General features: G+C 44.1%; 22 protein-coding genes. 3 read left to right on the top strand and 19 right to left on the bottom strand.

Going from position 1 to position 26,174, the window contains the following annotated elements:
• Window positions 1–2: 2 nt before the first annotated feature.
• From G541_RS0102145 to jag, 13 genes are all read right to left on the bottom strand, one after another.
• Window positions 3–1,556 (bottom strand): lipopolysaccharide biosynthesis protein, encoded by a 1,554-nt coding sequence (locus G541_RS0102145; RefSeq protein ID WP_009551277.1) that lies wholly within the window; start codon window positions 1,554–1,556, stop codon window positions 3–5.
• An 11-nt stretch (window positions 1,557–1,567) separates the two neighbouring features.
• Window positions 1,568–2,548 carry a Stealth CR1 domain-containing protein gene (locus G541_RS0102140; protein WP_027826341.1) on the bottom strand — a complete coding sequence of 327 codons (981 nt, stop codon included), beginning with the start codon at window positions 2,546–2,548 and terminating at the stop codon, window positions 1,568–1,570.
• A complete protein-coding gene (locus G541_RS0102135; protein WP_027826340.1) occupies window positions 2,538–3,572 on the bottom strand; it encodes a glycosyltransferase in 1,035 nt (344 codons plus the stop codon). Before G541_RS0102135 ends, G541_RS0102140 begins: the two co-directional genes overlap by 11 nt.
• A gap of 2 nt (window positions 3,573–3,574) precedes the next feature.
• A complete protein-coding gene (locus G541_RS0102130; RefSeq protein ID WP_027826339.1) occupies window positions 3,575–4,573 on the bottom strand; it encodes a glycosyltransferase family 2 protein in 999 nt (332 codons plus the stop codon).
• Window positions 4,574–4,583: 10 nt separating this feature from the next.
• Window positions 4,584–5,522, bottom strand: coding sequence for a glycosyltransferase family 2 protein (locus G541_RS0102125; protein ID WP_027826338.1), 939 nt, complete (start codon window positions 5,520–5,522; stop codon window positions 4,584–4,586).
• Window positions 5,519–6,577, bottom strand: a complete 1,059-nt coding sequence (locus tag G541_RS0102120) for a hypothetical protein (RefSeq protein ID WP_155824444.1) — start codon at window positions 6,575–6,577, stop codon at window positions 5,519–5,521. The genes G541_RS0102125 and G541_RS0102120 overlap by 4 nt, the downstream gene beginning before the upstream one ends.
• Before the next feature lie 81 nt (window positions 6,578–6,658).
• Entirely contained in the window at window positions 6,659–7,654 is a 996-nt protein-coding gene (locus G541_RS0102115) for a glycosyltransferase family 4 protein (protein WP_027826336.1), read from the bottom strand.
• Window positions 7,655–7,666: 12 nt separating this feature from the next.
• Window positions 7,667–8,611 (bottom strand): glycosyltransferase family 2 protein, encoded by a 945-nt coding sequence (locus G541_RS0102110; RefSeq protein WP_027826335.1) that lies wholly within the window; start codon window positions 8,609–8,611, stop codon window positions 7,667–7,669.
• A 1,118-nt stretch (window positions 8,612–9,729) separates the two neighbouring features.
• Complete coding sequence (locus G541_RS0102105) at window positions 9,730–10,584, bottom strand: glycosyltransferase (protein WP_027826334.1); 855 nt, start codon at window positions 10,582–10,584, stop codon at window positions 9,730–9,732.
• A gap of 363 nt (window positions 10,585–10,947) precedes the next feature.
• Window positions 10,948–11,493 carry a folate family ECF transporter S component gene (locus G541_RS0102100; protein ID WP_027826333.1) on the bottom strand — a complete coding sequence of 182 codons (546 nt, stop codon included), beginning with the start codon at window positions 11,491–11,493 and terminating at the stop codon, window positions 10,948–10,950.
• Window positions 11,494–12,015: 522 nt separating this feature from the next.
• On the bottom strand, window positions 12,016–13,653 hold the full coding sequence (locus G541_RS0102095; protein WP_027826332.1) for an ABC-F family ATP-binding cassette domain-containing protein: 1,638 nt from the start codon (window positions 13,651–13,653) through the stop codon (window positions 12,016–12,018).
• A gap of 122 nt (window positions 13,654–13,775) precedes the next feature.
• On the bottom strand, window positions 13,776–14,642 hold the full coding sequence (locus G541_RS0102090) for an ROK family protein (protein WP_027826331.1): 867 nt from the start codon (window positions 14,640–14,642) through the stop codon (window positions 13,776–13,778).
• 400 nt (window positions 14,643–15,042) lie between these two features.
• The gene (jag, locus tag G541_RS0102085) at window positions 15,043–15,801 is read right to left on the bottom strand and encodes an RNA-binding cell elongation regulator Jag/EloR (protein WP_035162708.1); all 759 of its coding nucleotides are present in this window, start codon (window positions 15,799–15,801) and stop codon (window positions 15,043–15,045) included.
• A gap of 187 nt (window positions 15,802–15,988) precedes the next feature.
• Here jag and G541_RS0102080 point away from each other — a divergent pair, with 187 nt between their 5' ends.
• Complete coding sequence (locus G541_RS0102080; protein ID WP_027826329.1) at window positions 15,989–16,840, top strand: aldo/keto reductase; 852 nt, start codon at window positions 15,989–15,991, stop codon at window positions 16,838–16,840.
• A 268-nt stretch (window positions 16,841–17,108) separates the two neighbouring features.
• On the opposite strand, the gene G541_RS0102075 is transcribed toward G541_RS0102080, so the two are convergent.
• Both G541_RS0102075 and G541_RS0102070 read right to left on the bottom strand, forming a co-directional pair.
• On the bottom strand, window positions 17,109–17,924 hold the full coding sequence (locus G541_RS0102075) for a Cof-type HAD-IIB family hydrolase (RefSeq protein ID WP_027826328.1): 816 nt from the start codon (window positions 17,922–17,924) through the stop codon (window positions 17,109–17,111).
• A 133-nt stretch (window positions 17,925–18,057) separates the two neighbouring features.
• The gene (locus tag G541_RS0102070; protein WP_027826327.1) at window positions 18,058–19,662 is read right to left on the bottom strand and encodes an APC family permease; all 1,605 of its coding nucleotides are present in this window, start codon (window positions 19,660–19,662) and stop codon (window positions 18,058–18,060) included.
• A 266-nt stretch (window positions 19,663–19,928) separates the two neighbouring features.
• On the opposite strand from G541_RS0102070, the gene G541_RS0102065 reads away from it, so the two are divergent.
• Both G541_RS0102065 and G541_RS0102060 read left to right on the top strand, forming a co-directional pair.
• Window positions 19,929–20,783, top strand: a complete 855-nt coding sequence (locus G541_RS0102065) for an NAD(P)H-binding protein (RefSeq protein ID WP_027826326.1) — start codon at window positions 19,929–19,931, stop codon at window positions 20,781–20,783.
• A 73-nt stretch (window positions 20,784–20,856) separates the two neighbouring features.
• Window positions 20,857–21,288 carry an Rrf2 family transcriptional regulator gene (locus G541_RS0102060; RefSeq protein ID WP_009551309.1) on the top strand — a complete coding sequence of 144 codons (432 nt, stop codon included), beginning with the start codon at window positions 20,857–20,859 and terminating at the stop codon, window positions 21,286–21,288.
• Between the two features lie 111 nt (window positions 21,289–21,399).
• Here the strand turns inward: G541_RS0102060 and tkt are convergent, their stop codons facing one another.
• The 4 genes from tkt to G541_RS0102040 form a co-directional block, all read right to left on the bottom strand.
• Window positions 21,400–23,394, bottom strand: coding sequence for a transketolase (tkt, locus tag G541_RS0102055; RefSeq protein WP_027826325.1), 1,995 nt, complete (start codon window positions 23,392–23,394; stop codon window positions 21,400–21,402).
• A 12-nt stretch (window positions 23,395–23,406) separates the two neighbouring features.
• On the bottom strand, window positions 23,407–24,063 hold the full coding sequence (fsa, locus tag G541_RS0102050; protein ID WP_009551312.1) for a fructose-6-phosphate aldolase: 657 nt from the start codon (window positions 24,061–24,063) through the stop codon (window positions 23,407–23,409).
• A gap of 22 nt (window positions 24,064–24,085) precedes the next feature.
• Window positions 24,086–24,808, bottom strand: coding sequence for an HAD family hydrolase (locus G541_RS09195; RefSeq protein ID WP_051174530.1), 723 nt, complete (start codon window positions 24,806–24,808; stop codon window positions 24,086–24,088).
• Between the two features lie 86 nt (window positions 24,809–24,894).
• The gene (locus tag G541_RS0102040; protein WP_009551317.1) at window positions 24,895–26,172 is read right to left on the bottom strand and encodes a class II D-tagatose-bisphosphate aldolase non-catalytic subunit; all 1,278 of its coding nucleotides are present in this window, start codon (window positions 26,170–26,172) and stop codon (window positions 24,895–24,897) included.
• Between the last annotated feature and the right edge of the window lie 2 nt (window positions 26,173–26,174).

Below are 26,174 nucleotides of genomic sequence, written 5' to 3'. Positions count from 1 at the left end.
CATTAAATTATCTTTCTAAACTTTTTTACTAAGTTCCACATATACTGGTAGCTTGGTGTCCGGCCGTATACCACAGTGAGAACTATCAACAGGCTAAGCACCATCACGGCCAGATTGAATACCAACTGGATAACCAAGTTGAAGTGCAACATCTGATCAAGCCAAGTGATCCCCCAATTGATCAAGAAGAGTACCACTAGCATAAATACCATGTTCATCCAGTAAGTTCGGAAGTAAAAACGTTTAAACCATTGTCTTTGTGACCGAAAACCACGGCTATAAATCATCCATGGCTCAAACCATGAGTTAAGCAACAGGTTGGTTAACGTCGTCCCCAGCAAGACCCCAGCGATCCCCAAATGGCAGCCCACCAAAAGAAAGAGTGACAGTGCCAAGTTGATAATTGCTTCAAAAACAGACTTCTTCCCGTTCGGCACAAAGAGCCCATAGGCACTAACAAACGTAATGCTGGTCTGCCGAAGCATATCAACAAAATAATTAATAGCAATTACCGCTACCGTTACCGTTGGTAAGACATAGTTAGGTCCAGCCCATAATTGAATAAAGGTGTTGAAAGCCGTCAGTAAGCAACCTGCTGTCAAAGTTACCAAGAAGAAATTGATCATAAAGTGATCCAGATAAACCCGGCGAACATCCTGGTCCTCCCGTTCAACGATCAAGTTCCCGATGCTGGCAGTTACCGAACTAACCAACTTGGTCAAAACACTGACAACACTATTGACGATGAGGAGGTAGTTGGAATAAATCCCTACAACCGCTAACCCCGCAAAAGTCGAAAGGAGGAGGTTATCGGTCGACCGAACAACCACACTTCCGATCCGAGCTCCAATCATCCCCGCTACATTATTGCGGATGCTAACAAACTCTTCATGACTAACCCGTTCATGCTTGTGCTTGGCTAAGTATGGGTACTGCTTATCCACCTTTCGTGAGATCCGTAAGTTGGACAACAAGGTACAGATGATAGCCACCCATAGGTATAGTGAGTATGCCTTAAACACAAACAGAACAGCTGCTTGGAAGATCGTCTGTAACAAAGTAAAGTTGAACTGGTTCAACGAGCTAACGTATTCCTGCTGGTCAGCGATCAATAGCGAACGCTTATAAGTAAAGAAATAACTGACAACCGCATTAGCCAGATACAGTAAATAATACATTGGAATATGGCTAACTGCGTGGTAGTCCTTGATCAAGTAGGGTAAGAAAGGCAAGAGAATGATCCCTACCCCCGCCACAACTAAACCAATGACATTGTATGCCCGCCGGAAAAGGTTCATTAAAGCGGTGACTTTTTCTTCGTCATGCTCGGCCAATGGTTTGTACAAAGCATAGACAATCGAAGTATCAATTCCTAAGTCAGCAAACCCTAGTATGTTGATGATATTCAAGAACAACCCGTTTAACCCCAGGTACTTCTTACCCAGGTAGTGAATAAAGATTGTCTGCGTGACAAAGCGGAGCAAGATCGTCAAAACCTGCAGGACCGCTAACACGGATGAGTTAATTAATGCGTTATGTGTTCTACTAGACTTCACAGCCTTCTCCTTTATCGTTCAAAGATTGACTTGGTGGGGAACTTCTCCGCCAAGGCTTGGTTGAGTTTGGTAATATCGGCCACATAGTTATCTGTTTCGGTATCGTTGATACAGAGGACTTTGTGGTTTGCTGCTTGCAGATCGCTTTGGATCCGATCCCCATCTGTAATTGTGTAATATTGGCTAAATGTCAGTGCCCGTGGGGCAAACTGCCCTAATTCCATACGCAAATAGCAAATCAGCCACAAGGAAATCTCATTTTGCTTGCGGAAGCGGTGGGTACTGGTCTGGGCAAACTCTTGTGCCCAGAGTTCTCGTGCCTGCTGAAAATCACTCTTGGTAAAACTAAAGGCACTGTGAGGATTGTAGTAACCTGTGACCCATTTCCGCAATAATTGCAAGGAATTATGGAGGTTGTTGCGCCCGTAACCACGGTTAAACAACCCCTTCTTGGTGAGGGGCCACTGTCCCTTGATCACATCACGGTTAATCAGTTTCAAATTGGTAAACTGGATGGAATCAAAGTCCTCTTTCGGCCGTAAACTGAAGTAGATCCGCGTATCGCGCGGAGCACCATTGTCGTCAAAAAAATCTGCTGGTTTAACTGGTTTATTCAACAAGACGTCGTCATTGAAATAAACAAAATGTTCCGCTAAACCGGGAATCTTATCTAAGCTTAATTCGATCGCATTGGAGTTAAAGACCGGCAAATCATCCGGCTTGAGAAAGTCCGTATGGTCGATCACCGTTAACTTAGAAGTATCACGGAGCCATTCCGGACGCTGGTTGTCAGTTACCAAGAAGACATGGTTAACCCAGGGAGCATACTTTTCAATACTCCGTAACAGGTAACGCAGGGTGCCATAGTCACGAAAACGTTCTGCGGTCTTGCTATCACTGTAATTAGATTTAACATTGGCGTACTGATCCTTTTTAGCCAACCACTTGGGATCAGTACTATCCACCCATGTAATCACAAAATCAATCTTCATGTGCGTTTCCTACCCCTTCTATTATCTCACTCATATTACGCCCAAAGGCTTGGCTGGAATACTTGGTGCTTAGAGCTTGCAAATCAACTGGAGCTACCTTTCTAGCTAGTAGGGTGGTCATTTTAGTGCCAATTGCTTTAGGGGTGAGTTGACTAACAAACTCAACCCGCTCACGGTAGGCAAGAAGATTTTCCACCTGGCCACCCGTAATTGGACAGAGGATCTTGCACCCCTGGGTCAAAGCTTCGATATAAGTTAAGCCAAACGGTTCGGCAGCGTTTAATGAAACAAAGACCTTAGCCCGGCGATAATAGTTAATAATTTCCTGGCGGGGCTTGCTCCCAACAAAAGTAACATCGACCCCACACTCTTGGGCTAAAGCTTCCATTTCTTTGCGGTCAGCCCCATCCCCAACCACTGTCATCTTGGTCCCCTGGGGAAGATACTGGAGGGCACGGATAATCTTGGCAATCCCCTTAGACTTCACAATCCGCCCGACATAGATCACATCAATGTCCCGTTCATTCTGAGGATAAGGGTCAAAATAGGCGTCTTGGATCGCTAAAGGCAGGGCCTGGTCAACAGGGTTGGTCAACATCTCACGGTTGATCATCTGAGTAAAAGCACTATTTCCCACTTGCAAATCAAACCGCTTTTGCACCAGTTTGTTTAATATCCACCACACTAACCGCTTCATCAACGGATAGTTAGCCGCATTAACAAAGCCGTGAACAAAATGTAGTTTCCATCCCCCCTTAGCAAAGGCCACAGGGAAACTATACTGCAAACTCGACAGGATATAGTCAGGCTGCAACTGGTTGATTCGGGCTTTAATTTGCCAGAGTCCTTTTGTACATTCAGTTTTAAACGCTGGATCCCCTTCTGGGTTCGCAGTAGCTGTGACGACGATCACTTCGAAGAAAGGTGCCAATGCTTTGGCAGCCATCAAATCAAACTCGGCCACCCCACCAACACTTTTGCCATCACGGTCAGGAAGAGGGCCCGCAATTACTAACCTTTTCATACCTACTTTTTCTTTCCTTTATAATTAAAATAGTTCTGTGCTGTATCAATAATAAAATGCACTGTGTCTTTCACCGGGACAAAGCCGCCAAAAACAACCCGCCAATATTGCTTGCGTAGTAACGGCCGTAAAGCCCGATAAAATGTAGCTGCTTTCTGGTTAGCACCAGTGCTATACAGTGCCTTGATCAGGTTGGTCGTAACTACCACCTTTTTTTGCGCTACTTTGGCTGCCAGTGCCGGTGCTGCCTGCATTTCAGTAGTGATCAACTGGTAGGCATCCTGTTCATTTTGCCCCTTGCGCAGGACATCCTCAGCTGTCAACCGGCGTTCAACCATACTATTTTCGTTAAGACGGTAAACATAGGTGATATTTTCAGAAACCGTATGGGAAGTTGCCCCACACTGCATTAGGTAACGGCAAACAAACTCAAGGTCCTCACACATAAACAAGTGCTCATTGAAACGTAACTGGTGTTCTTCCAGAACAGAACGGGCAAACATTTTGTTCCAAACATAACCCTGGAACTTGTTAAAGCCTAAGATATACTCCCCAATTTTTACTGTTGTTACCTGGGCTTGGTGAACCTGGGTATTATCTATTTCCGCTAAGGTCGCGGGAATATCCTTGGTCCGACGATAACTCGTAGCAGATAGTCCCCCCTGGTCGTCCATCCCTGCCACCAGGATCTGAATGTGATCAGGCATAACAACGTCATCATCATCAACAAATGTTACATAATCATGGCTAGCAGCATCCAAACCTTGGTTGCGGGCATGAGAAACTCCGTGCCCCTCATCGTTGTGCAGTACCTGCACTGGCAACTCGGTTTGGTGCTTAAATTCATTGATTAACTCCAATGAATGGTCTTGTGACCCATCATCAACAATAATCAAGTTGACCTGCGGATAAGTCTGGGAAGCCAGCGCATTCAGACAAGCTGTTAGGTATTTTTCACTGTTATGGACAGTTACAATAACATCAACTGTTGCTTCTTTCATCTTCGTACCCTTACTTTGCTGGTTGGAGGCGTTGTGCCGCCCACCGTACGAGCCCCCAAGTAAATGGCAGTCGCTTGAACAAAATCATCGGCCAGCGATACTTCTTCTTCAACCCGGCCGGAATTGGTATTTCCCGCAGGTACCGTTGGGCTTGGTAATACAGGTCATCGTGCTCCATGTATAGACAGTAACGCACTGCCACCACCAGGAGATATTCATGCGCTGCTTGGGCTGCTTGAGGGTAATTTCGTGCAAAATATTCATACTGGACAGCCGCTGCTTCGAGCGAGTCACGAATGTTTCGCTTACTGAGCGTCGTCACAATGCTATTAGGATGTTGGACATAGTGATAGGTTGTCACGGGACAGTAACTGATCTTAGCCGCTAATTCTACCAACTGATAGAAAATGCGGATATCTTCATAATTCTTGCCTTCCAAGAACTGGACATGTTCAAACAGATGAGCTCGAAAGGCTTTACACCCAACAAAGTTCCCCATATCAAGATCGGAAGTCTTGACCATGACTTCATCCTTAGCCATCAAGCCCACTGGATGAGCTAGGAGGTGCTTTTCGATTGCGGCTCCTTCTTCCCGCAAATAACCCATGATACAGATGTCAGATTCATATGTAGTCATATTCTCCACAGCTAGGCGACAGTAATCTGGGTCAACATAATCATCCCCATCGACAAACATCAGGATGTCACCGGTGGCCGCCTTAATTCCCGTGTTTCTGGCTGCTGATAATCCCCCATTTTCTTGAGTTATTACCTGAATCCGTTCATCATTCTGAGCAAGTTGATCTATTACTGCAGAGGTATTGTCAGTCGAACCATCATTAATAATGATGATCTCGATATTACTATATGTTTGAACGCTTAAGCTCGTAATACATTTTTCTAGTGTCGTAGCATTGTTATATGCTGGAACAATTATACTAACTTTCACTTTACCTCAACCTCTCGTGATTTATTATTTACCAATACCGCTAGCAAGATCAAAAAGGCATTGTACCCAAATCTAAACGGTATATTTTCTGTCACTCCCACTAGAACTAAACATAGGATCGGGGCTAAATATTTGCGATACTTCGGCTTGCACAACTTGTACAAGGCCCAACCAATAATAACAGTAATCGCAACAGTCGGAACTAACCCCTTCCGCAACAAGGTATTAAGGTAGCCATTATCAAGGGTACCTACTTCTACCCCATTATTGTGGAAGTTGAGTTGCTGGCCCCACATGTTAACCGAATACCGCTCCATAAAATATGATCCCAAGTATAAGCGGTTGGAGAGTAAGCTGTTGAGGAGGGCATAAATCCCTGTCGGTTGGTGCATGTACTTATAAGTAACGAAGTAAGAAAAGGCCAAGAGCAGTAGGGGAAAGACTGCTAATATCCATTTAATCTTGCCAAAAATTCTATCTTCATACTCAAAAAGCATCTGCAAGCCTAAAAAGGCAACGTATATCAATAAACTTGTCCGTGACTGTGTAAATGCCACCATCAAAATAAAGCTGACAATATTAACGCTCCAAGCAAGCCATTGGGGAAGAAGTTTCCGCAAAACAATTGCTTCCATAGCAATCATCAAAAGCATTGTTGAAACACTATTAGGATTGTAAAAGCCCAATGAATACCGCCATCTGCCTGTGCTGGCATTAAAAATATTAACTGTCCCCAATACAGGTGAAAGAATGATTATCAAATATGTCACAATCGTTCTGACCTTGAAATCAGTTAGGAGTAGGCGTTCGCCCCCGACTGCTGGCACTATGAACGGCACTAAATAAATGTACAAGATCTGGTCGTATCCTGTATGCCGGTAAGTCAGTAAAAACAGGAGGGCCATCACTATAAAAAGCGCCACCGACCGCCTATTAGTCAAGAAGAAGGGAATATTCAAGACGATTAATCCCAACAATACTAACATTCCTAGATAAGGAAGGGCATAGAAGACTATTTTGGCGCCATTAGTAATAAAGTATGAATTGTAACTCACCTGAATTACTACAAAAATCCCATACGCTAAACATATGATTGAATTATATATATTTCGCATATCTCTCTCGTTCAATGATTTCTACCGCCTTAATCCCTTAAATAATTCATAGTACTTACGTGCAGAATTGTCCCAATTAAACGTATCAGCCAAATCATCGCCAGCAAATGAATATGTACCGTTCGCAAAAAGTGCCTGCTCAAATGCTGTTAGGTCCCCGCGTGCCACCACTCGGCCCCGAGTGGGAGTAACCACTTCCTTGATCCCACCAACATCAAAACTGATAACTGGTACCCGTTGCAGTAAAGCTTCTACGATTGAAACCGGTAAGTTCTCACTCGCTGAGGTACACAGGAACTTGGTATATTGGTTGAATTCGATCCGATCAACCTGACCTTGCAGATGGACAAATGGATATTGCCGTAACTCAGTAGCAATTTTTTCATCAACGATCTTACCATAGATATCGACCGGAGGCATCCGAGTTGGGTCCACCTGTTTGAAAACTGCTACCGCATAGCCGTATTTTCGTTTATCAACATTTCCTACCATCATTAAGCGGTCATGTTCTGGTTGTTGTTTGGCCTGATCTCCCGTTTGTTTGATCCCATTATAGATGACGGTAGATCGTTGGGCATACTGCCCCGAGAACCGTTTTTCCATATAATGTGAAACGTTGACCGTTACTGCCGCCTTGCGAATTGTTTTTTTATACATCGGAATGAAGAAAAACGACTTCAAAAACATCTGTCCGCTTTGATATTTTACATCCGGCCAGTTCCCATGGTAGGTATGAATATAGGGGACGTTAGCGTCCGCCAGCATCCAGCCAAAATGGTCGTCTGAATACCCTACCCATTCTGGGTCCCCTGCAACTAGTTGTTGAGCAGTAGTTTTCAGGTCACGACTTTTAGCAACCATTTTGAACTCAACCCCGGCAACTTGGGTCCCATCAGTCCGCATGGTAACGACTACCACCCTGGCAAACTTATCCTTGATCCGTTTTAACAACTCGATCGTCGAAACAGTCGCTCCGGTATACATCCCAAATTGGCGTGTTAATACTACTAATTTCATCATTAATCCCCACTAAATATTTCTCAGTTTCTTGATGCTGCCATAGAAGTGGCTGTATAAGTTCATCCGCACCAACAAGACTTTGATCCGTTCAGCTTTGCTCATGCCGGCTGGAATATTAGCCAGGATATCTTGTTTGAGCTGCTTGAGCTGCGTTCCGTGACCCCCAATTAATGAAAGAATCTGGTATTGCATCATGGTAATATGGAAGATCCAATCAGTTAATAAGGGTTGATAAGGGCCGGTTAAATCGGCTTGGAGCTGCTGCTTGATCCGTTCCAAGTCAGTTACCTGGTTTATGGATGGAGTCTTGGTAATTGTTCCTTCTGCTTGAACATAATAATAGTAGGTCCCTGGAATCAATGCTACGCGGTTAGCCTGCATCATAACCTTATAGGTTGAAGCTACATCCTCATAGTATCTGCTGGCAGTCAGGTGTTCGAGTACCTGCAACCAGTATTCACGTTTCGTAATGAAGCCCCAACTCATGTTCTTGAGTTCATCTTTTCCTAGGCGCTGAACGGTTTCAACACTGGAGAGTAGTTCTGCTTGGTATTCGCGCTTGAGCCCGTACTTTAGCTCATGCCCTTCCTGGTCAACTGATACAAAACCAAACATCCCCACATCAGCGTTGTTCTCTGTCATAGCTGTGATACAGTCTGTCAGCCAGTTGGGAGTGACATAATCATCAGCGTCAACTGTCGCCACATATTCACCTGTGCAAGCTGCAATAGCATTGCGCCGTGTTTTCCCCAAACCTTGGTTAGCCTGGGTAATCACCCGGCAAGAAGTAGCATAGTTGGCGAGTATTTCTCCCGTTTTGTCAGTAGAACCGTCGTTTACAACTACGATCTCAGCTTGTGGATATGTCTGGGCTAGCAGGCTATCCAAACATTTGGTAATCGTAGTTTCACAGTTATACGCCGGCACGTATATTGAAATCTTTGGTTGATTCATTGCTTTCAATCCCTAATTCTTTCTTAGCGCTTCTGGTGCTAGTTTTCATAATCTTGACTATGCCTCAAAGCTTGCTGCTAAAAGGCAATATACGGTTTAATATTACCACTATCACTTGATCTCACTCAATATCAGAATCATTACAGACCGTTACGGTACATGATTTTTAAGAAAAAATTAAACCACCACTTTTTATATAAAGATGACAGGCTAATAATTCACCTATTGTTTAATAATATAAAAACACTCTCATTATAAATGTTGTTGCTGTTTGGTTTATGTCATATAATTTATATATAAATATATAAATTCGTAAACAAAACGGAGCTTGAAATGCATATTTTTCTTTACTTTGTGTTTTATGCATTATCATAGAAATTATAGGATTTTATGTAGCGATAAAGTTCATTGCTTTTCTAAGTAATATAATAGACAAACTGTTTTCTAAAATTTTAATTGCTCATAAAAAGAAGCAATGGATCACATGGAATGATATTAATTCTTACTTTTTCATACGCTTAAGTAGCGACTATTTTTCTGAAATACTACACTTTCTTGACAAAAAAGTTGTTTTACCCCCAAAAGGGCAGTTAATCTGGTATCTCAATAGTGACAAAAATATTAATCGTTTTTACTTATGTAAATTGCTGACCTGTAATTTTACAGAACTTTCGCTTTCAGAATTGGCCTTTTTAAAGAACTTTATGGAAAATAGTTCCCCAACACACATATATAAAAGCTATATAGATAGTAACGCTATATTTTCTCTTACTATAAGCTTTTGCCTTCTCGCTCTCCTGTATCATGTGCCTAGTCTTGTAAAAGGTTTTACATTATTTAACATTAACTTCAACAGCTTACATATTCGCAATTTCCATGATTTATTGCCCTATACTTATTCGCCAATCATAGCCACCTGCTTAATAATTTTAATATATATTTTAATTTTACTTTCACAACGCAATAAACAACGATTACAGATTATTGAAATCTTTCATTCCGCATTGTCTGCAGCTTACTCTATCAAAAGTAATAGTAAACAAGGTAATATTTAACTTTATTTTTTATTTAAAAAGCCCGCAGTACCAATCACCGTTGGCACTGCGAGCTTTCTTCACTTATCTACAATTTTTATGTAGTACCTTTTGATAGATCAATTTACGGGCCTTATCAGGCAACAACGTATTGGCGGTCATCGCAACGTTACTGGTGAGCTCGGACTTCCAGTCCCCTACGCCCATCTGACGCCACTTGCGCTTCATCTTGATATAGGTCTTGAGGAAGTCCATCCCCCCGCGCCGGGAGTACATCCCGGAGCTGACCCGCATCTTAACGAGGTATTCCGGCAAGTTCATCAGTTCATAACCGTTGGCAATAAATCGAATCCACAAGTCATAGTCCTCAAGGATATTCATCGTCGGATAGCCCCCTAAGTTAGGGATAGCTTCCCTTTTGAACATCACTGCCGGGTTATTGATCGGATTACGGTACTTGGCATAGTTACGAATCTCATCATTAGTCAACGGAACTTTCCGCTTGCCGACGATATTATCTTCTTCATCAGCGAACTCTAGGACATAGCCACCAACCACTGCCACTTGAGGATGTGCAACGATTGCTTGCAGCTGCTTTTCAAACCGATCAGGTAGACAAATGTCATCCGAGTCCATACGGGCAATCCACTCCGTAGTAATCGTGTCAATTCCGGCTTGTGATGCCCGGCCCCGACCCTTATTTTCTGCCAGGCGAACAATCTTAAATGCTTCTCCAAATGCAGTTTGGTGGTGCGCCAACACCCGATCTAATTCAGGTGTCAAAGGCCCATCAGTCACCACGACAATTTGGTCAGGGCGGACTGTCTGTTCGCTCACGCTACGTAAAGAGCGGTCTAAAAATGCTGGCTGTTCTTTTTCATAAACTGTCATTAAAACAGCAAACGTAGGAAATTTATCGCCTACCTGCTTGTTCTTCATTATTCTAACCTCATTGCTCTATGCCGTTTTCATCTGGCAGGTACGAGTCCGCCAGCCTCGCCAACGGCATTCAAAATAATCGCGTTTTCTTTCACCGATCCATAACTATATATGCACCTGTGATCGACGCTTAATATCATTTTCGTTCAATTGTATTCTATGTATTCAGTTGTCTTTTTGTTTCCCAATGATTAAAACTACAAAAAGACAATATACATATTTATATTATCATTATGCTTAGGCTATCCACAAGAGCAAAAAATACGCTCGACATGCCTAATACTGCTGCAAACAAAAAGGCACCCCACTCCGCCTGTTTCTTTCAGCTGGAGCAAGGTGCCCACTTAAACTTAGTTATCTAATTTAATTCACCGAGATATTCCGTGCTCTTAATGCCCGAACTAGCGCCCCAAGGACAATAAAGCCCACCAGACTTTCCACCGGCCAACTGATCACTTCTTTCGGCAACCGTACCCAAAACAACTGGGTAAATGGTGCCCCGTGTATGATGTGCAGCCACAAAGTGTTAAAAATCACATTCGTAATCGTGATTTGGACCAATTCGTAGGCAAATAGCCGTGGTAAACTAATCCGTTGTTGGTGCAAGAACAACCCGGCAATCACCCCCGAGATGAAAGCACTCAACGTGAACCCCGGGAAGAAACCAGCGCCCGTCGAAAGGATCGTATTGGCAATGATATCATCAACGATCATCACCATACCGCCTAACCACGGTCCCAGGAAATACCCGATCATCGCAGTTCCAATGAAACCCAGACCAACTTTGAGGACCTGGGCATCACCTACGGAAAGCTTCCCTAGTACCACTTGCACTGCAATCAGCATCGCAGCTACCGTCAACGTCTTGGTAGTCAGCTTAGGACTACGCCAGGAAAAATACTTTGTCATGTTAATCAACTCCCAAAAATTATTTGCGGGAGGACAGACACCAGAATCTTATTCAGTTTCAATTGGTGAATGCGGAAAAAACACGTCGGTCACATGACTTTGACCACTCCTCCATCGTTCACATTCCGTTCCGAGGGAGCGTTGCGCGTAGTTTCCTACCCCTACGTTGACTAACTATACCACAATATTCTTTTAAGTCCATCACTGAGTTTTTTACTATATTGTGGATCAATTTTTCTGCCTAACACTCTGCACTCTACCTCATTAGTCAGTGCACAAAACTTGTTGCAATAAATTTTTTCGGCACAATTTATCAACTTGAGCACAAATGACACGAAATATATTACAATATGCGCCATTTCTCTGTAAAAGCATAAAAAGCAATCCACTTTTGCACCTATATTACGATATGTCGGGTGGGACACTTCACAATGCTCATGGAGCAAAATAATTTTTCTGAAATTTCACGCTCATTTTTCCCAACTAAAACAGCCCACCACATCCTAGTAGTGAGCCGCACAATTAATTATCTGTTCTTAAATATAACTTGGCTACTTGTTCCTGCACAGTTGGGTGAGCCAAGAACTCATCATACGTTGTATCAAAGCGGTCAACCAAGCCATTCGGCCCCACTTCGATAATATGATTAGCAATTGTCTGAATATATTCATGGTCATGAGATGTAAACAGGATGGAACCACTAAAATCAATCATGGCATCATTCAGCGCTGTAATTGACTCCAAATCTAAGTGGTTAGTCGGATCATCCATCAAGAGTACGTTAGGTTGCTCTAACATCATCTTTGCCAGGATACACCGCACCTTCTCGCCCCCAGACAAGACTTTGATCTGCTTGGTAATATCATCACCTGAAAATAGCATCTTACCTAAAAAGCCCCGCAAGAAAGTATTATCATCCTGCTCCTTGGAAGCAAATTGACGCAACCAGTCTAAGATGCTGAGCTCATCATTGTCAAAGCTAGCATTAAGGTCTTTAGACATATAACTACGGTTCGTTGTTTGGCCCCAAGTTACCGTCCCTGCATCAGGTTGCAATTCTCCCGCCATGATCTGCATCAATGCTGTTGTTGCCCGGTCGTTACGGGAAAGGAAAGCAACCTTTTCCCCAGGCCGGATGATGAAGCTAACATTGTTGAGGAGTTGTTCGCCGTCAACAGTATAGGAGATGTTTTCTACCTTGACCAAATCGTTACCTAGTTCTCGTTCCAGGTCGAACTTGATGAACGGATACTTCCGCGAAGACGGCTTGATATCATCAAGGGTAATTTTTTCTAACTGCTTCTTCCGTGAAGTTGCCTGCTTGGACTTAGAAGCATTAGCCGAGAACCGGGCGATAAACTCCTGCAATTCCTTGATCTTTTCTTCCTTCTTTGCGTTCGCATTAGCCTGTAGTTTAGCTGCTAACTGGCTAGATTCCAGCCAGAAGTCATAGTTCCCGACATAGAGTTTGATCTTGCCAAAGTCCACATCACACATGTGAGTGCAGACTTGGTTGAGAAAGTGGCGGTCGTGGGAAACCACGATTACAATGTTTTGGTAATCAGCTAGAAAGTCTTCGAGCCAGGCAATAGTGTGCACATCTAACCCGTTGGTTGGTTCGTCCAGCAAGAGGATGTCCGGTGAGCCAAAGAGGGCTTGAGCCAAGAGCACTTTCACCTTGTCACTTTCAGCCAGTTCACTCATCAGCAAGTTATGCTGCCCCTCTGGGATTCCCAAGGATTGCAGCAGCTGAGCCGCTTCGGCCTCAGCATTCCACCCATCCATTTCTGCAAATTCCGCCTCTAGTTCTGCTGCCTTGATCCCATCGGCTTCGGAAAAGTCTGGTTTGGCATACAAGGCGTCTTTTTCCTTCATAATATCGTATAGCTTCTTATGCCCTTGAATTACAGTTTCCAAGACCGGAAATTCTTCAAAAGCAAAGTGGTCCTGTTGCAAACTAGATAATCGTTCGTTTGCACCGATCGTAATCGAACCCGTTGTCGGCTCGATTTGTCCTTCCAACAGGTGGAGAAAAGTCGACTTGCCGGCGCCGTTAGCACCAATAATGCCGTAACAATTACCGGGGGTAAATTTCAAATTAACATCATCATAGAGTAAACGTCCCGAGAAGTTTAAACTCAAATCATTTACAGTAATCACAGATTTGCCCTCATTTCTTTATCGTTACATAGAATGTAACACAGTTCACTAGCAAATTAAAAGCGCCATAACAAAAAGCGGGTGTTCACGAACTCCCGCTTAAATTTCAGTATTTACTTCTTTTATAAGTTGTCGCCAGCCCACAGCAAGCACCCCTTGATCCCAGCATCATCGCCTAAGCCAACATGAACAATGTAATCTTCCATGTTTGGTGTATCGAGATAACCATTGAGCAATTCTGCTGTTTGCTTCCGAATCTTGTCAAAGAGTTGTTCTTGTTTCATTACGCCCCCACCAAAGACAATAATGTCTGGTCGGAAGGTCACGGTGTAAGTAGCGCATGCTTGAGCTAAATAAAATGCTTCATAGTCCCAAACTTTGTCATCAACTGCCAAGAGGTGACCTTTCTTCCCAGCCCGGGCTTCCACTGCTGGACCAGCTGTCAGTCCTTCGATACAGGAACCATGGTATGGACATACACCCTTAAAATCATCGCCTGGATACCGCCGTGGGAGCATATGGCCGCCTTCAGGGTGGCTAAAGCCCTGGAAGAATTTGCCATCTTGAACATAGCCGACACCCACACCGGTCCCAACAGTTACATACAAAACATTCTTGTGGCCCTTAGCAGCGCCAGCCTTGTATTCACCGTAACCAGCAATGTTAACGTCCGTTGTCCACAAAATCTTTACCCCTGGGTATTGTTTCTCCATCGCACCGACGAAATCAAAGTTCATCCAACCTGGCTTTGGCGTGCTGGTAATGTAGCCATATGTAGCTGAGTCTTCGTTAATATCAATCGGTCCGAATGACCCAATTGCGATCACTTTAACGTCGTACTGATCGAAAAATTTAAAAACGTTGGCCATGGTTTGCTCTGGTGCTTCGGTTGGAAAGCGCACGCTGTCCTTGATTTCACCATCTGGTGTCCCGACTACACAGACAAACTTTGTTCCGCCTGCTTCAATTCCGCCAACTAATGTTGCCATAATAAATATCCCCTATCTTGGTATGATTACAACTAAATTATAATATTATGAAAGCGCAAACACCAGTTACTATTTGTGTCAATCGTTTATCATAATACTTACTATAATAACAGTTATAAGCAGATAGCGCTATCATTATCAGGATATTCACTAAAAAATAGCTGTCTTTCTGTCCTTTTTGGCTGATTTAAAAGCTTTTTTGTCCCTATATAATTAGCAATACGGACATTTTTCCGAGCGCTAAAAGAGACTTTAAGCAGAGTTTTTCAACTGATGAACTCCTTCTTTTTTCCGAAAATACCCATTATTTTCCTGGTAAAAAGTCCTTATCCAGACTATTTCTCCATAAAAATACGCCCCAGATTAGTAGACCTAATCTAAGGCGTGTCCCTGATATAGACTATCGATGAACCGGTTCAACCACAACTGACCGGTAAGGTTCGCGACCCCGAGAGTATGTTTTGACGTGGTCATTGTAGGCCAAGGCTCCATGAATAACTTTACGTTCAAACGACGGCATCGGATCAAGATATTGGCTCTCTCCCTGAGCGATGGCGTTCCGTGCAACCCGCTTAGCCAAGCGCTCCAGGGTTTCTGCCCGCCGCTGCCGATAATCAGCCACATTGAGCTCAACCCGCACATGGTGACGCAGATGCTTGTCCAAAAAGACTTGGGCCAAAAGTTGGAGCGAATTGATTACCTTCCCGTGCTTGCCAATCAGGAGCCCTTCCGTTGGAGTGGTAAAGTCGTACCGCACCACATGGCTTCCTGGAGTCACGTCGATCGTAGTTGTAATCCCCATTTGTTTGGTAATATCCGCCAAATAATAGCCCAACTCACGAAAGGCTTGGTCCCGTTGCTGACGTGCAGAACTAACCGGCGGTTCCACTGACGCCTGCGTCGGATCAGCTTCAGGTGTTTCTACCTTGGCTGGATCAGGAGTAGGCGTTGCTTCTGATTTAGCAGCTTGTGTCGGCGTCGGTGCGGGTTCCTCTTTAACAGTCATTGTGATCACAGCGTCACGCCGTCCAATTCCCAAAAAGCCCTTCTTCGGGGTGACTATGACTTGATATTCTACTTGTTCAGGTTGCTTATTCAGAGCCTGCAACCCAGTGGCAACAGCTTCAGCGATAGTTTTACCTGTATATCTCGTTTTCATCGACCTCCATGGAATTGGCGCGGATTAACGCGCTATATTTATGCTAATTATAACAAAAGTAACATGCTGAATGTAGTACCGGATCTTGGGTAAGGCTAACATTTTAGTTTTACTTTCTTATTTTTTAAGAATACAATTAGAATGAAACTTGTTGCAAGTTATCATGGCATGAAGAGAGGTTATATTTATGCGTAGCATCATTGACACATATTCCCTGAGTAACGGTACCCAGATCCCCGTGGTTGGGTTTGGAACATGGCAAACTGCTCCAGAGATCGCCAAATCTGTGGTGAAGTCTGCTTTGGTTTCAGGTTACCGGCACATTGACACTGCCGAAATGTATGGCAATGAAAAAGAGGTTGGTCAGGCCATCAAAGAAAGTGGGATCAGTCGCCGCCACCTCTGGGTTACTTCCAAGCTTAACAATTCTTTCCATAGCTATGACCTAGCTAGCCAGGCAATTGATCAAAGTCTTGCTGACTTAGGGCTTGATTATCTCGACTTATTCTTGATCCACTGGCCAAATCCAGTTGCCTTTCGGGATGAAAACTGGGAAGCCCACCTTCAAGATACTTGGCGCGCATTAGAAGATGCTTACCAAGCTGGTAAACTCAAGGCAATTGGGGTGTCTAACTTCCGTAAGCACCACCTCCAAGTTCTCGAACAGACCCAAAAAGTTGCCCCAATGGTTAACCAAATTCGGATCTGCCCGGGTGATCTTGATCAAGAAACGATTGCTTACAGCCGCGACCATGGCATGTTACTTGAAGCATATAGTCCTTTGGGAACGGGGAAGATTTTTACAGATCCAACCATGCAAGAAATTGCACAAGAAACTGGCAAGACGGTGGCCCAAGTTTGCTTGCGGTGGTCGTTACAACACGGATTCTTGCCGTTGCCAAAGTCGATCCATCCTAATTATATTGAAGATAATACTAAGATTTTTGATTTTGAACTTTCGCCAGAACAAATGCAACGGATTGATGCTCTGGATGGGGTTGTGGGTTATGCGACGGACCCGGATACGGCTGGTTTTTAAGGAAGTGCTGAGTAGTGCAGTTAGAAAGCGTGATCTAACCTAGGGTAACGAATGATGAGCATCATCAGAGAAAACCACAATCAGACACCGCTGTCTATATTCACTTCACATATTAACTAATTGACCGAGGCTGGGAGAAATACTGTTTTCTCACCAGCCTCGGTCTTTATTCTCTAATATTTCTTAGATAGTCTGAAAAATAACCACAAGTCTAGTATCTCAGTAACTTGCTACAAAGGTTATTTCCTACTCATAGCTCTTTCAATGTTTATTTCTCTGCCCGGTCTAAATAATCTTCTAGGGTTGCCAGGACCCCACCATTGTTGTTATCCGCCACTGCTAAATAATTAGCCGTAGCTTTAACGTTAGCATTACCATTGGGCATGGCATAAGAATACTTGGCTAGCTGCAACATACTCAGGTCGTTGTCCCCATCACCAAAAGCAATCAAATCATCCGCGGTTAGGTGCCATCTTTGTAACAACTGGGTCAACCCCCACCCCTTGTTAATCCCTGGTTTGGTGATGTCAATTGAGTCGTTCCCACTAGGAGTAATATCCAATTCACCGTGGAATTTCGTATCAAGTTGGGTCTTGATTCCAGGAACAGCATCATCCTTTACCAACATCGAAATTTGGAAAATGTCATCTGCTGGCAAAGGTAATAAGTCACGAATAACGTGTTTAGGATAATAAAAACCCATGTGCTCCATGAATTCTGACGAAGTATTGCGCGGGAAATATCCTTGCTTACTTCCAGATAAGGCAGGCGCAATCCCCAAATCTTGTTGGAGGAAGGCTACTGCTTCATGAACCTTATTCCGGTTTAACGTTGAAGCTAATACTTGTCGTCCCCGCTCCAGCGCTTGCGCCCCATTTTCCGCTAAAATCGTCAATTGATCCGTGTACTCGGTAAAGTATTGTTGGAGGATCTGGGCAGGATTGCCACTAGCTACAACCACCTGCACCCCATGGTCTTGTAACCGGTGAAAAACATGGTTGAAGCGGTGATAATCATACTTCTTATCATCTTGTAAAAAAGTGCCGTCCATATCAAAGGCAACAACTTTAAATGGTAACGTCATACAAAAACTCCTCTACTCTTAATTCATAGTTCAGAATAGCATATATCTAGAAACGCTTACAATCATTATCAAATAAAAAGAGACTACAAGCAGGTCGCTTGTAGCCCCTCGTCATACTAGTATGCCTAGTTTTTTATTTATCTTCGTAAGTGCGCTTAACTTTAGCATTAACCTTTTCCGCGGCTTCCAGGTCAGGGCCATCAACGCGCGACCGAACTGCCCACCAATAGAAGATCAATGAAGCCCCGATAATTACTATGAAGTCGAAAGGATATCTAAGGATGTCCCGTCCCCCAAAACCGGTACTTCCAAGGTACGAAACCACAGAGATAAATACCAAGTAAACCAAGAGCCATAAGGCCCCTTTTAGTTGCCACCGCAGCGGTACATGGTTGTAACGCAGGTCATAGTAGAAATAAATTGGTAGACCTAACAACACAATTCCGATCACTTCAACCGTGGTTGGCCACATTGCCCAGTAAATGACCAAACCAGTCATAACAAAGGATACTGGCGCAACCCATGCCAGGTGACGTGAGTTAAAGGGGCGGGTAAAGCGGGGACGCAGTTTGCGTAAAGCCACTGCTGTCACTGGCCCGGTAGCATAAGCAACGAAAGTCGAGATCGACACTACTGTTGCCAATTTGCTCCAGTCACGGAAGAAGAACACCAAGACCATCGCTAAAAACAGGTCTGCTAGCATCGCTAGCCGCGGAATCATATAACGGCGGTTCATCCGCCCCAACCATGCTGGCAAATTACCATTCCGTGTCATCGCCGCTAAAGTTCGGGATGAAGTAGCCACGAAAGTTACCCCTGTTCCAAATGGGGACACAAACGCATCCACGTACAATAGTAAGGACAACCAGTGCAACCCTAATAAGATTGCCAAATCAGCAAATGGGGAAGCAAAATTGATCCCATGCCAACCCACCCGAGCCAGATCACTCGGGGCAACTGCGCCAATAAATGCCACCTGCAGGAGGATATAGATCACTGCCGTAATTGACAATGAGATCCATACCCCACGGAAGATGTTCTTCTGAGGATTGACCATCTCACCGCCCATATTGATTACTGTTTGGAAAGCATCATATGAAAGGATAATCCCGGATACAGCCACCGCTTCAAAGATCCCCCGGGTTCCATACGGCATAAAGGTCGCAGAGTTGTGTCCAAAGTTGCTCCCGTGAAAACCAGCGATAATTAACATCAAGATCGTCAAACTCGGGATTAGAATTTTAAAAACTGAAATCAAACTGGTAAAGTGCGTTAATAGTTTGACTGACCAAAAATTAATCAGGGTAAAAACAATCATAATTGCAAAGACAACTAATAACCCTTCCGTAGTGATGGTCCCATCTGCCATAAACTTTCGGGTCCAGTTAGCCCAAGCCCATGGCCAAGAGCTCATATACTGGACACACGCCACGGCTTCGATGGGGAGCAAGGTCACCAACGAAACCCAGTTAGCCCAGGCAGCGATAAATCCTAACAAGGGGCCGTGGCTGTACTGTGCAAAACGACTCATCCCCCCGGATTCGGGAAACATCGTCCCCAATTCGACATAATTAAAAGCAATCATAATCATGATAATCGCCCCGATGATCCATGAGATCACCGCAGCTGGTCCCGCAACCCGGGCAGCTGCGCCGGAGCCAAACAGCCAGCCAGACCCAATCAATGAGCTCAAGGCGAGCATTACTCCAGAAAAGAGGCTAATTTTTCGTTGACGCATGCTTGTTCCTCCATTCATCCTAACTCCCCCATTATACACAGGGTACATAATTTCCAGTATAGCACACGCTCAGCGTGTATATCAGCTAGGGTTCAAGTTTTGTCACTTTTTATGAATGGAAAACATTGGTAAATAAAAACTAAGGCTGGGAAGAAAATAATAATTTCTCCCAGTTTAAAATAATCGTAAACAAACTTGTTGACTTTAAAATAACATAAGTTATACTAGTGCATGTCAATAATAAAACAACAAAGGAGATAATACTTATGAAATATGCTATTACTGCTGCCACAGGCCACTTTGGACAATATGCAGTCGCTGCGCTCAACCATGCCGTAGGGGCTGACAACGTTATCGTTATTGCTCGCAACCAAGAAAAAGCCACCAAACTATTCCCTAATAATGAAGTTAGAATTGGGGACTATGACAGTGCCCCTAGTATGACGGAGGCTTTGCATGGTATCGACCGAGTTCTCTTTATCTCATCCCAACCTGGAGGACCAGTTGCCCGGCTCGACCAGCATCAAAACGTGATTGCTGCTTTGCAAGCTAACTACGTTGCTTTGACTGTTTATACTAGTTTTCCTCATGCTGACCAAGCGCAAAGTGCTCTGGCCAGTGACCATCGGGCCACCGAAGTAGCAATCCAGGCTGCGGGGCTCAAACACTCTTTTGTCCGTAATAACTGGTATTTAGAAAACGAAGCAGGCTTTATCCAAGCTCTAGCTCACCAACAGCCAGCTGCTTATTGGACTGACCAGGCAATGGGCTGGGCGGCTGAACAAGACTACGCCCGGGCTGCTGTCAAAGTTTTAACCATGGATGATCCCCAACCAAGCTATGAATTGGCCGGTCCAATTCGGACTTATGCGCAACTTGGACAAGACCTTGCTAGTACATTAAATATTACCAACACTGCTACTTTGGTAACACGGGAAGCCTACATTGCTGGGCTCGAACAGGCAGGATTTGACCACGATACAGCAAGCCTCTTTGCCTCTTTCCAAGAACCCGCAGCCGTGGGAGACCTGCGCCATGCCAGTGCTGATTTGATGAATCTGTTGGACGGTGACTTGACCCCATTGACTACGGTTGTCACGCGGCTTGTTGAACAAAAATAAGCAAGTTGATCGTTCCTTTCTGTTAAATATGGTATCCTTACACCATGACAATTAACGCGAAGGATGAATGCCGATGAAATTTTCTCATAAACTAAGCGATGCAATCCATATCTTGGCCTATCTGGACATCTTTAAAGATGGTGACCGGTCAAGTAAACAAATTGCTGCTAGCATTGAGGCCAATCCCAGCGTAGTTCGGAGTCTTATGTCGGATCTGCGCCGGGCCGGTTTGATCCAAAGTCAACAGGGGGCACCCAATGCTACCTTAGCCAAAGATCCTGCTAACATCACTTTGTTGGATGTTTATCATGCTCTCAATATGAACCATGATTTACTCCATATTGATCCGAAAACTAACCCTAACTGTCTGGTGGGAGCCAATATCCAAGATACTCTTAATGAAGTTTATGCTCAGGTTCAAGTAGCAGCCGAAGCACAATTGCAGGCAACTACTTTACAAGATGTCATCACTGGGATCTTGCATCGTCATCAAAATAAGCATTAAAAATAGCGGTGACAGAATGTGAAATTACATTCTATCGCCGCTATTTGCTTTTCAACCTATCTTTCTCTTTTAAGCATATATTCGGATAAGAAAGATAGTTTAAGCCGTATTTTATAAATTCATGAAAGTGTCAACTACATTGGCAACATTCATACCCAGCTGATCTAATACCAAATCGCCAGGAGCAGAAGCACCAAAGTGGTCGATCCCGATGGAAGCACCATGGCTGCCAGCAAACTTAACCCAGCCAAAAGTTGCAGCCGCTTCAATTGTCACCCGTTTAGTGACCGCAGCTGGCAAGACCGCTTCTTGGTAAGCAGGATCTTGTTGAGCAAAGCGCTCCCAGCTTGGCAAGGAAACAACGCTCACATCTTGCCCTTGGTCACGGAGTTCACTTTGAGCTGCCAATGCCAGGTTGACTTCTGAACCAGTAGCAATCAAAATTCCATCTGGCACTGCCTTAGTGGCTGGTGCTACGACGTAACCCCCTTTGTCAACTCCCGCAAAGACTGTTGCTTGATCAACCGGAAGGGTTGCAAGGTTCTGCCGGCTCAAGACAAGCAGCGTTGGCTTGTCAGTAGTTTGGAGGGCAGTTGCCCAAGCTGCGGACGTTTCATTCCCGTCAGCTGGTCGCAATACCTGCACATCGGGGATGGCCCGCAAACCAGCAAGTTGTTCGATTGGTTCGTGAGTTGGCCCATCTTCACCAACCGCGACTGAGTCGTGTGTCAGGACATAGATTACTGGTTGGTGTTGCAGGGCTGACAAGCGAATTGCTGCTTTCAGGTAATCGCTAAAGACGAAGAAGGTCCCACCGTATACACGTGTTCCCCCGTGAAGAGAAATCCCGTTGAGGGCGGCTGCCATCGCAAATTCACGGACACCAAACCACAAGTTGCGGCCGGCATATGAACCTGGCTGGAAGTCAGCTTCACCGTTGATCATCGTCTTATTGGAACTAGCCAGGTCAGCAGCCCCACCCCATAATGTTGGTAAGACTGGGGTCAAGGCATTGATAGCTTTTTGACTTGCATTCCGAGTTGCAATGCTGGAATCAGCTTCGTAATGAGGCAATACTGCTTGGAAATCAAGCTTCAAATCATTAGCAAAGCCAGCTGTGAATTCTTGGGCTAACTCTGGATATTCTTGTTGATACTTGGCAAAAAGATCCTGCCATTGTTCCTCGGCTGCTGCGCCCTCATCCTGAATTAACTGGTGGAACCGAGTAGCTACTTCAGCTGGAACAGTAAAAGCTGGATAATCCCACCCGTAGGCCTTCTTAGCATAAGCAACTCCGTCCGCCCCTAGTGGGTTACCATGGACGGCATTAGTGCCTTGGTTTTCGGCCCCAAAACCAATAGTGGTCTTGACTTCAATCAATGTTGGTTGGCTAGTATTCTTCTTGGCAAGTGTCAAGGCCGCATCGATCGCTGCTAAGTCGTTACCATCTTCAACTTTGATATGTTCCCAACCATAGGCCTTGAACCGTTCACCGACGTTTTCGGTGAAAGCAGCAGTAGTTGGCCCATCGAGAGAAATGCCGTTTGAATCATACAAAACAATCAACTTACCTAACTTGAGGTGCCCAGCTAAGGAAGCCGCTTCATGCGAGATCCCTTCCATCAAGTCACCATCACCAACGATCGAGTAAGTGTAGTGATCCATCACTGGATAGCCGGGTCGGTTGTACTTGGCAGCTAAGTGGGCTTCAGCCATAGCCATCCCAACGGCCATGGCGATCCCTTGCCCAAGAGGACCAGTAGTAGCTTCTACCCCATCGGTGTGGCCAAATTCAGGGTGGCCAGGCGTCTTAGAGTTCCATTGTCTGAACTGTTTCAAGTCATCAATGGATACTTCATAACCAGCTAAATGGAGTAAGCTGTACAGCATCGCTGAACCATGACCAGCTGAGAGGATGAAGTGGTCGCGGTTAGCCCAGTCAAGGTGGGTTTTCGGATTGAGGTGCATATGGCGAGTCCAAAGAACGTACGCCATTGGTGCTACCCCCATCGGTAACCCAGGGTGGCCGGAGTTGGCTTTTTGAATAGCGTCAATGGAAAGGGTCCGAATGGTATTGACCCCTAGTTGGTCAATTTGATCAAACATCCTTTATCCCCCCTAGTTCTTTTGACTAGCTTGGAATTCTGCCCAGTCCTTCATGAAGCTGTCCAAGCCCTTGTCAGTCAATGGGTGCTTGAATAACTTACCAAAGACACCTGCAGGAATAGTAGCAATATCTGAACCTGCCAAGGCTACCTCTTCAACGTGTTGTACACCCCGGACACTAGCAGCGATGATTTCAGTCTTGAAACCATAGTTGTCTAAAACTGTCCGTAAGTCTTGGATCAAGCCAACGCCGTCACCACCGATATCATCCAACCGGCCTAAGAATGGAGAGATGAAAGTAGCACCAGCCTTAGCAGCCAATAAACCTTGGGCAACTGAGAAGATCAAGGTAACATTAGTCTTGATCCCTTCCTTGCTAACAACGCTCACAGCTTTAAGCCCTTCTTCGGTCATTGGGATTTTAACTACGATGTTTTTAGCCCACTTGGAAACTTCCCGTGCTTGTTCAATCATTTCTTCTGCTTTAGTTGCTGTGACTTCAGCAGAAACAGGCCCGTCGACAATTGTCGTAATTTCCTTAACCACTGTTTCAAAGTCCCGACCTTCACGGGAAATCAGTGTTGGGTTAGTAGTAACCCCATCAACTAAGCCTAAAGCAGCGTACTTCCGAATATCATCTGTGTTTGCAGTATCTAAGAAAAATTTCATGATTATTACCTCTCTTTTGCTATTAATTATTTAAATTCTTAACCAAGTTTGCTATCTGGAATAATTTCTCTGGTGTTTTGATTTCTAAAGTCGCCATCACTGGCTTGTTAACTACTTCTCGTTGACGATGATTAAACCATATTGTCGCCTTGCATCCTGCTTGTGTCGCAGCATACACATCATTCAAATAATTATCACCAACATATATCATTTCATCCGTTGGTCTTCCTATTTCTTTTCCCACTTTTCTAAACAACTCAGGATCAGGTTTGCTAACTCCAAATGTCGCCGAGATAAAAATCCTATCTTTTGCCACATAGTCTTGTAATCCTAGAGTAGTTACTTTATTCATCTGATGTTCATAGCTTCCATTGGAAATAATTCCTACCTGAATTTTTTGATTTCTGAGTTCAACCAACAATTTCCTCATCTCAGGAAACATCACAATCTGTTTGAGTTGTTGGTTATATATCTTTTGGAACTCAAGGATCGTTACAGAATCATATTTATTACCCTCATTTAATGCAGATAATGTTCTATTCATTCTGTCAATCCACATCTCCTCTAAATGCTCACGGTCATTGGGATATAAGGGAAAGACTTCATCAGATTTTTGACGAAACAATTGATATAGTTGATTCCAATTGTCTACCTTAATTTGAGGAAATGCCTTTGCAAAAGCAATTTTGAATGGTTGTGCTTGGTCATAAATAGTATCATCTAGATCAAAAAACACCTGCCACATAGCTAAACCCCATTTCTTTTAAAAACAATTAAGCGATTGTCGCCTAACATTTTATGTCGTAACAATCGCTTAACCTTTAATTTTGATTAGATGTTTTCCACATCAGTTGTCAAACCTGTCAAATTCAAATCAATGACATATTGTAAGATTGGACGCTTGATGTGTTCCACGACGAACCGTTGAGCATCAATGCTGTTAGCGTTCAGGTTAGCGAATAGCTTTGCTACTTCTGCCTTAACTTCAGGATCGTTGAAAGCATAGTGTCCAGAAATATCGAGAATCTTTTGTGACAATTCTTCATTGGCCAAGATATCATCGACTTTCAAGTTCACATCGTCACCTTCCATCCACTTGCGCCAACGTTCTGTCCGAATAGCTTTATCCAAGAGAACATCGTACAAGTTTGATGGATCTTCAACTAATCCCTCTTTAGCTAAACGTTGTTCTACCCGTACTAATTTGAGATAAGCACGTGTTTCTTCAGTCCCATATTGTGGAGCAACATTGGAAGCGGTGATGTGAGATGGGTTGTGAAGTAACAATGTTTCATCATTCATGTAATCTGCATTGTGTTCTTTCAGACCAACCCCATACTTAGCAGCCATCTTAGCCAGGTCAATCGCATTGGCATAGTTCCAGTGTCCAACTTGTTCTGTCAGACGAGTTAAAGTCCCAGTCTGACCAACAATAAATGTTGGCATTGGCAGGTCACGCTTACTCAATTCTTCTTGTAAACGTTGAATGAAGAATTCATACTTATCAGTTGAAGTCAGACCACCATTGGTTTCTTCGGTCCCAACTTCATATGCGATTTCTGGTAAGTTACGCTTTTTACGTTCTGTTTCGCAATATTCAAGCAATTCTACAGTCCAAGTAATAACCTTATCCAGGTCAACTACTTTCCCCATTTGGAACGGATCCTTGGTTGGGTCGATCATCAAAAGATCAAAACCTGCTTCAATATCTGCTAAGTATGATTCTTTAGCGAGTTTCATCGCTTCTTCAACAGGCAAGTGGGCATTTCTTTCTTCATCCCGTTGCCATGGACCGCCGTGGTCGCGGCATAAGTAGTACAATCCGTTGAAACCAACTTTGTCAGCAACTTTCTTAATATCAGCTGCAAAAGTCTTTTGATTCCATCCGTTAACGTAACCGCCACCGAGTTCGTCTTTGTCGACCTGGTTCCGGCTGGCAATGAACATCAGCGGGAAGTCATAGTCACGAGCCAATTCAAAACTTGCCTGCAAGAGGTTAGGTGACATAGGTCCAATCCCCACTAAGGTTGAATAGCGGTTCTTCTCTTTTTGTAACTTCAGCATATTTTGAACGGTTGCCCGTAATGAAAGTGTATTTGTTTCTGTCATTC

This window comes from Ligilactobacillus saerimneri DSM 16049 (assembly GCF_000423265.1).
Taxonomy (GTDB): Bacteria; Bacillota; Bacilli; order Lactobacillales; family Lactobacillaceae; genus Ligilactobacillus; species Ligilactobacillus saerimneri.
Note: the sequence above shows the minus strand (reverse complement) of the source record. Positions and strands in the feature narration are given on the sequence as shown.

What these genes read in the sequence shown, in the direction of transcription:
- G541_RS0102135 (WP_027826340.1), bottom strand. Translation starts at nt 3,572, where the DNA reads ATGAAAAGGTTAGTAATTGCGGGCCCTCTTCCTGACCGTGATGGCAAA.
- G541_RS0102040 (WP_009551317.1), bottom strand. Translation starts at nt 26,172, where the DNA reads ATGACAGAAACAAATACACTTTCATTACGGGCAACCGTTCAAAATATG.
- G541_RS09195 (WP_051174530.1), bottom strand. Translation starts at nt 24,808, where the DNA reads ATGTGGCAGGTGTTTTTTGATCTAGATGATACTATTTATGACCAAGCA.
- G541_RS0102060 (WP_009551309.1), top strand. Translation starts at nt 20,857, where the DNA reads ATGAAATTTTCTCATAAACTAAGCGATGCAATCCATATCTTGGCCTAT.
- jag (WP_035162708.1), bottom strand. Translation starts at nt 15,801, where the DNA reads ATGAAAACGAGATATACAGGTAAAACTATCGCTGAAGCTGTTGCCACT.
- G541_RS0102100 (WP_027826333.1), bottom strand. Translation starts at nt 11,493, where the DNA reads ATGACAAAGTATTTTTCCTGGCGTAGTCCTAAGCTGACTACCAAGACG.
- G541_RS0102070 (WP_027826327.1), bottom strand. Translation starts at nt 19,662, where the DNA reads ATGCGTCAACGAAAAATTAGCCTCTTTTCTGGAGTAATGCTCGCCTTG.
- G541_RS0102130 (WP_027826339.1), bottom strand. Translation starts at nt 4,573, where the DNA reads ATGAAAGAAGCAACAGTTGATGTTATTGTAACTGTCCATAACAGTGAA.
- tkt (WP_027826325.1), bottom strand. Translation starts at nt 23,394, where the DNA reads ATGTTTGATCAAATTGACCAACTAGGGGTCAATACCATTCGGACCCTT.
- G541_RS0102090 (WP_027826331.1), bottom strand. Translation starts at nt 14,642, where the DNA reads ATGGCAACATTAGTTGGCGGAATTGAAGCAGGCGGAACAAAGTTTGTC.
- G541_RS0102115 (WP_027826336.1), bottom strand. Translation starts at nt 7,654, where the DNA reads ATGAAATTAGTAGTATTAACACGCCAATTTGGGATGTATACCGGAGCG.
- G541_RS0102140 (WP_027826341.1), bottom strand. Translation starts at nt 2,548, where the DNA reads ATGAAGATTGATTTTGTGATTACATGGGTGGATAGTACTGATCCCAAG.
- G541_RS0102105 (WP_027826334.1), bottom strand. Translation starts at nt 10,584, where the DNA reads ATGAAGAACAAGCAGGTAGGCGATAAATTTCCTACGTTTGCTGTTTTA.
- G541_RS0102110 (WP_027826335.1), bottom strand. Translation starts at nt 8,611, where the DNA reads ATGAATCAACCAAAGATTTCAATATACGTGCCGGCGTATAACTGTGAA.
- fsa (WP_009551312.1), bottom strand. Translation starts at nt 24,063, where the DNA reads ATGAAATTTTTCTTAGATACTGCAAACACAGATGATATTCGGAAGTAC.
- G541_RS0102075 (WP_027826328.1), bottom strand. Translation starts at nt 17,924, where the DNA reads ATGACGTTACCATTTAAAGTTGTTGCCTTTGATATGGACGGCACTTTT.
- G541_RS0102080 (WP_027826329.1), top strand. Translation starts at nt 15,989, where the DNA reads ATGCGTAGCATCATTGACACATATTCCCTGAGTAACGGTACCCAGATC.
- G541_RS0102065 (WP_027826326.1), top strand. Translation starts at nt 19,929, where the DNA reads ATGAAATATGCTATTACTGCTGCCACAGGCCACTTTGGACAATATGCA.